Source organism: Vibrio sp. ER1A (assembly GCF_000733315.1).
GTDB lineage: Bacteria > Pseudomonadota > Gammaproteobacteria > Enterobacterales > Vibrionaceae > Vibrio > Vibrio mediterranei.
On record NZ_JPJA01000094.1, the window covers coordinates 49212 to 55243 of the forward strand.

A 6032-nucleotide genomic window follows, 5' to 3' on the forward strand; every position below is an offset into this window, starting at 1 on the left:
GTCATTGTTAAGTAATATGATGTTTTCTTGTCTAGTTAACAATGCTAGGTTTTTAGTGGGTTGAAATCGATAATTAGAATATTATGCTAATCAATGGATGCATTGTGGATAATTATGCTTTTTTGTGAAAATGTATGGTTTAAAAGGCTGTAAAATATTGATCTTGCAGAATTGTTAATATTTAATGGTTTGTAAATAAAATGTGAAACACATTGTTTTTGGCATAACATTGAAAGGAGTTAATGATGCTACATAGTGTTGAAAGTACATTACATCTTACTAGCCTGAGTGGCCGTTCCACTGAACAATTGGCCCCATCTTTTGCCACGCTACCTAACACGGAACATGCTGATGGCAAATATCGCTTACGTCGTTATTCGGTGGTGCGTTTTGAAAAAGGTCAAATTGTAGACAAAGGTGATAATTGCTTTGTTCAGTCTGAGCATTTTAACCACTTTCAAGGCGATGTGATTAGACAGTTTGAACCTGTTTTAGAATCGACTCTGCAGAGCTCTGCGATGTTGGAACTGGTTACGCTTTTTGTTAACACGAATGCCTTACCTGACGGACAGGAAATTGAAATTCATCAGATGAGGATCGCAGCGGTTTACGATGAAACCGAGGTTGCTCCAGAAGGTGTACATCAAGATGGATTTGACCATATTGCCTTGGTCGGTATTGGTCGAGAAAACATCGTAGGCGGTGAGATCATGCTCTACAACGATAATGGCGAAGCTCCGTTTTTCAGAAAAGTACTGGAAAATGGGGAAGTAGCTATCCTTGACGACTCTAAGCTTTGGCACAATGCTCAGCCAATCCGCTGTATTGATAATCAAAACGCAGGCTACATGGACGTGTTTGTATTAACCGCTAAGGATATGCGCAATGCACTTCACTCCTAGTTCTGCTCGAGAGCACTTTTCTGCTCTTCATCAATCGTATAACGGCCAGTCAGTGGTATTCCTTGATGGCCCCGGAGGTTCTCAAGTACCAGGCTCAGTTCTTAAAGCCATGACGGATTACCTTGGCCAGTACAATTCCAATTTAGGCGGTCACTACTTTTCTAGCAAAGAAACAGTGGAGCTTGTTGCAAAAGCCCGCCACCATGGAAAAGCACTATTTAATGCCGAAGAAGTGGACAACATCGTGTTTGGCGCCAACATGACATCGTTGACATTCCAGTTGAGTAGAGCGATAGCGAGAAACTGGCAGCCTAATGATGAAGTCATCGTTACGGCGCTGGACCATTACTCAAATGTATCAAGCTGGCAACAAGCTGCAGAAGATAAAGGTGCGGTGGTCAAACAGGTTAAAGTCGATGAAAGTGACTGCTCTTTGGATTTTGAACATTTAGAGAGTCTAATTTCTGAAAAAACCAGATTGATCGCCGTGACTTACGCGTCCAATACCACTGGTTCTATAACTGATATTAAGCGTATTGTGGAGCTGGCAAAACGGGTGGGGGCACTAGTCTATGTCGATGCGGTTCACTTTGCGCCACATGCATTGGTAGACGTACAAGACCTAGAGTGTGATTTTCTGGTCTGTTCTGCATACAAGTTCTTTGGACCTCACTTAGGGTTAGCCTATATCTCACCGACGTGGTTGCAGTCATTGAAACCATATAAAGTCGAACCAGCAACAGATATTGGCCCAGGGCGGTTTGAAACTGGCACGCAAAACTTTGAAGCGATGGCTGGTTTCATTGAGACGGTTCGTTATCTAGCTAGCTGGGGTAAAGGGCAGAGTTTACGGCAACAACTTGTGTCCGCGTTCAAGGATATTGGTTACCATGAAGAGCAAATAAGCCGCTACTTTTTGGAGCGACTATCGCGATGTGATTCGTTAAGCCTTTATGGAATAGCTGATTCGGCTCATAGCAGGCGCACACCGACGTTTGCCCTTCGTTCAAGTAAGCATTCACCAGAATTGATGGCAAAATCTCTTGGTGAACAAAATATCTGCGTATGGAATGGCCACTTCTACGCACTAGGATTAGTCAAACAACTCGGACTAGAAGATAAGGGCGGTGTATTACGGGTCGGTTTTATGCATTACAACACTCTCGAAGAAGTTGACCGATTTTTCGATGCCATAGAGAATATCTAGTGATAGAAAAGCCCGCGTTTGCGGGCTTTTCTTTGGATGTTCTTCGTTAGGCGGAAACTTCAACTTCATAGGAGGTGAATTTGCGAATATTGATCACTCCGGTATCAAAGATTAAGTATTGACCTTTGATACCCTGTAACGTTCCTGTGACCACGGGCTCTTTATCAAAGTTATGCGACTTAATCTTGGTCGGATAAACTTCAACTGGATAGCTGATCGGCGTAATCACTTCGCTTAGCACTTCTATCGCATCGTTACCATATTGAGCTTTAATCTCCGCAATTTTGTCGGCGACAAGCGGTAATAGTTCTTGTGCTTTTTCCACTAACTCCATCGGGTCACCATCTTGCTTTAACAAGGTTCTCCAGTTGGTTTTATCCGCAATGTGTTTGGCAAGCTCAACTTCAATCAAGCCTGATATCTGACGCGTTTTAACTTTCAGAATCGGTAAACCTTGTGTTGCCCCTTGGTCTATCCAACGAGTAGGAATTTGCGTATGACGTGTAATACCTACTTTCAAGCTGGAGGTGTTAGATAAGTAGACGAAATGATCAACCATGCAATTGGCTTCGCCCCACTCGGGTTCACGACAAGTGCCTTGATCATAGTGGCAAGTTTCAGGTTTCATAATGCACATATCGCAGCTTGCTAGTTTTTTCATGCAAACAAAGCAATGGCCTTGTGAATAGCTCTTCTTTGTTTTTTTGCCACAAGAGCTACAGAAAATGTTACCAGTATGGGTAAGGGTCAGCGTCTTTCCAATAAACGAGGTGAGTTCTACTTCTTGTTCACCAACGGGTAAACGGTATTGAACTTGCGAATCTAGAGAGGCACGCATTTTGGACAGCGTACCTGAGGCTAATAGTGACATGACATTACTCTTTTAGTTGTTTTGCCCAGTGTAGCAAAAACAAGAGTTAGAATCTGTCGAAAAAACTATCGAAAGGGAGTGTGCCAATAAGTTTGAGCATGGCCATTTTTCTTTGCTTCATACATCGCTTTATCAGCCAATTGAATGAGTTCTATGGGCTGACTAGAAGATTCTGGGTAAATGGCAACACCTATACTAAGTGATAGATTTTGATGGTGTAACCTTTCACAGCCAACGAGTCTCTCCATCGACTGATGCAGCTTGTCGCAAATCGTATGTATGATGGTCAACTGCCTAAGATTTGAAAGCAAGATGATGAACTCGTCACCACCATGCCGACATACCAGATCACTGCTACGCAGCTCTCCAGCCAGAACATGAGCTATTTTCTTTAAGAGTTCATCTCCGGCATGGTGTCCGATATGGTCGTTGACCAGTTTAAAGTTATTAACATCAACAAACAGTAGTGCAAAGTGAAGTTGATTGATTCGATGGTGTTGGATTTCGTTCTCTAACCGAACAGAAAAATCTTTTCTGTTCGGCAGGCCTGTTAAATCATCCTTGCGAGCAAGTTCTTGAAACTTTTGTTCCGAGTTCTTGAGCTTTTCATACTGGACGTTGAGATTGTTTTGAAGGTAATTGAGTGCTTGCGCGACATCTCCAATCTCATCTCGTTGGTTATATTGATAAGGAGTTGTTTTCTTTCCCAACGTAATCCTTTGTGCAAAGGAGGCAATGTGAGTGAGGGGCAGCGTAACGTATCGAAATAGAGAAAATGAAAGTACAGATGCGATTGACAGCAATACCATAGTAGTAATCAGTACGCTCTTGATTGTGTTTTCCCGCCACAGGCTACCGATGGAGTCTTGTCTGACGTGGCCCAAAATATAGGCACTCGAAGTTTGATGGATCTGAAACTTTGCTAACGCGAAGCTTGCGTAATACAAGCTGTTATCTTTAGTGTTCGTATTTAGTTCAAAGAAGCTTGAATGTCCGTGATTAACGGTTGTCAGCGCATTTGGATAGTCATTCTGGACTTGTTCAACTTTTCCTCTCATAAAACTAAACTGCTTGTCTCTGTCTGGGTGAAGCAAATAATCTCCATTGGTGTTAGCGATCATAAACGTTGTCGGGTCATCCATTAAAGAGGTCGCTTTTTCCATTAAGGCTTTGATATCGATAGTGAACAATAAAGATGTACTTTCATCACTCTTGAGATTGAGAGGATAAACAATAAATACGTAAGGCGTAGATTCATGATGAACGATACGGTCATAATGGGTTGAAACTGGAGAGACGTAGATTTCTCCCGCATAAATTTTCGTAGCTTCGACAAACAATGGAATATGAGTAAGGTTGTTGAGCTCATTTGGTTCTACAGCATGTATTTTTTGGTTAGGTCCTGTTTGAATTCTGAGGATTTCTCTAAGTGCTGTTTTTTGGTGGATAATCGAGACACTGTTATAGGTTGAGTTGTTTTGAAGAAATGGAATGATGGCTGCTGCCAGCTCAGTTTTAGCATACTGTTTGTCGAGCTTATCTTTGACCAACATCGCTAACATATCATTGGTTCGCTCAATATCTTGCAGTTTCTCCTGCAAAGCGCGAATGGCAATTCCTGTGGTTTGTGTCATTTTTGTTTTGATATTATCGGCAAGCAGTGCCTTAGAGCCTTGATAGCTTTGCCAGGCTAGAATTGAAAATGAAATTAACAGTGTGCATGTGAACATCAGTGTAATTTTCGTGGAAAGCTTCATTGCCTCGCTCTCTTGGTATGTTCCATTACCTTGGGAAGTGGTTTACCGCTGTACACTGAATCCCACATGGCTTCACGTTTTTCCGGTGATTCTATTGGTGAAAGCCATATCAACTTTTCCTTATTACCGCTTTTAGAAAACTGGTTAAGAGGGCTCTGAAGTCCATGACGCTTAGTGAGTTCGAGTTGAACCCATGGTTCTAGCACAAAATCAATCCAGCGGTGAGCAAGTTCAGTCTGTTTAGAGGTAGACAAGATGGCCCAACAATCTAACCAAGCCAATGCTCCCTCTTTTGGAATCGTATATTCTATATTGGCACCCGTCTTTTTAAGCGAATCAACTTGTTGATGGCCAAAATTCGCAAACATGATTGATAGTTCAAAGCGATTAAATAGCTCTGTTGCCTCCTCGAGTGAACGATAGAACGTTAACGTATTCTCTCTCAGCGATATCAGTTTTTTAGCAATGAGCTCGTCGTCTGATTTTGGAATCTGAAAAGGATCGGGTAGCTTCAATGCCAGTGCGGCTAAACTCACATTATGTGTCCCGCCATCATATCCAAGCGCTTTGTGATGGTATTCCGGTGACCAGAAATCTTGCCAAGAAGTTGGAGCAGATTTTACACGATCGGCATTGTAGATGATTCCCATTGATGAATAGGTATAGGGGAGGCCGTAGATATTACCTTTAAAGGTGATTTCTGGGTTTGTTGACAGTGGTGCGAATTGATTGCTGATCCATTTACTATTTTCTATTTTGGATATGTCGATTGGAATAAATTTTCGCAATTTGATATATCGTTGTAGCTCAGAGGAGTTTAGGGCAACAAGGTCATAATCTTGATTTCTATCATCAAGTATCTCTCTTAACTGTTTGTCATTATTTACATAAGTTACTTCAATGTCGATGTTATTTTTATTTTCGAAAATAGATACAATATCTGTGTCGGTATATCCATGCCAAGATAATATTTTTAAAATCTCTTTTCCGTAAACAATATGACTGAAGAAAATCATGCACAAAATTGGTGCAATATAAATGCGCATCATGATAATGCCTAGGTTAATTAGCTTTTTAGATTATATGAATCAGTCATCTCTAATTTCAAATTGTTAGTCTGGTATTAAACGAAAGTTTATTAATATAGTTATCAAAATGCGATTTGTATCACAATATTGCTGATTTTTGTGATAATTAACGCGTTAATTGTGTAACAGTTATGCAACAGGTCTCAAAAAGTGGAACAAGTGTGGTTGGTTAGGGTTAGCCGAGCATTTTGTAAATAAAGTGTCAGA

General features: G+C 41.2%; 5 protein-coding genes. 2 read left to right on the forward strand and 3 right to left on the reverse strand.

Going from position 1 to position 6032, the window contains the following annotated elements; all coding sequences use genetic code 11:
- Nucleotides 1–242: 242 nt before the first annotated feature.
- Nucleotides 243–902: a 2OG-Fe dioxygenase family protein gene (locus HW45_RS23515; RefSeq protein ID WP_171389159.1), complete on the forward strand. Its 660-nt coding sequence runs from the start codon at nucleotides 243–245 to the stop codon at nucleotides 900–902.
- The gene (locus HW45_RS23520; RefSeq protein ID WP_038230248.1) at nucleotides 886–2109 is read left to right on the forward strand and encodes a cysteine desulfurase-like protein; all 1224 of its coding nucleotides are present in this window, start codon (nucleotides 886–888) and stop codon (nucleotides 2107–2109) included. The genes HW45_RS23515 and HW45_RS23520 overlap by 17 nt, the downstream gene beginning before the upstream one ends.
- A 46-nt stretch (nucleotides 2110–2155) precedes the next feature.
- Here HW45_RS23520 and HW45_RS23525 read toward each other — a convergent pair whose 3' ends face one another.
- The 3 genes from HW45_RS23525 to HW45_RS23535 all read right to left on the reverse strand — a co-directional run bounded on the left by HW45_RS23525 (nucleotide 2156) and on the right by HW45_RS23535 (nucleotide 5783).
- Entirely contained in the window at nucleotides 2156–2980 is an 825-nt protein-coding gene (locus tag HW45_RS23525) for a DUF2797 domain-containing protein (RefSeq protein WP_038230250.1), read from the reverse strand.
- A gap of 65 nt (nucleotides 2981–3045) precedes the next feature.
- Nucleotides 3046–4737 carry a sensor domain-containing diguanylate cyclase gene (locus tag HW45_RS23530; RefSeq protein WP_038230252.1) on the reverse strand — a complete coding sequence of 564 codons (1692 nt, stop codon included), beginning with the start codon at nucleotides 4735–4737 and terminating at the stop codon, nucleotides 3046–3048.
- Nucleotides 4734–5783: an extracellular solute-binding protein gene (locus HW45_RS23535; RefSeq protein ID WP_160171232.1), complete on the reverse strand. Its 1050-nt coding sequence runs from the start codon at nucleotides 5781–5783 to the stop codon at nucleotides 4734–4736. Before HW45_RS23535 ends, HW45_RS23530 begins: the two co-directional genes overlap by 4 nt.
- Between the last annotated feature and the right edge of the window lie 249 nt (nucleotides 5784–6032).

What these genes read in the sequence shown, in the direction of transcription:
- HW45_RS23535 (WP_160171232.1), bottom strand. Translation starts at nt 5,783, where the DNA reads ATGCGCATTTATATTGCACCAATTTTGTGCATGATTTTCTTCAGTCAT.
- HW45_RS23525 (WP_038230250.1), bottom strand. Translation starts at nt 2,980, where the DNA reads ATGTCACTATTAGCCTCAGGTACGCTGTCCAAAATGCGTGCCTCTCTA.
- HW45_RS23520 (WP_038230248.1), top strand. Translation starts at nt 886, where the DNA reads ATGCACTTCACTCCTAGTTCTGCTCGAGAGCACTTTTCTGCTCTTCAT.
- HW45_RS23530 (WP_038230252.1), bottom strand. Translation starts at nt 4,737, where the DNA reads ATGAAGCTTTCCACGAAAATTACACTGATGTTCACATGCACACTGTTA.
- HW45_RS23515 (WP_171389159.1), top strand. Translation starts at nt 243, where the DNA reads ATGATGCTACATAGTGTTGAAAGTACATTACATCTTACTAGCCTGAGT.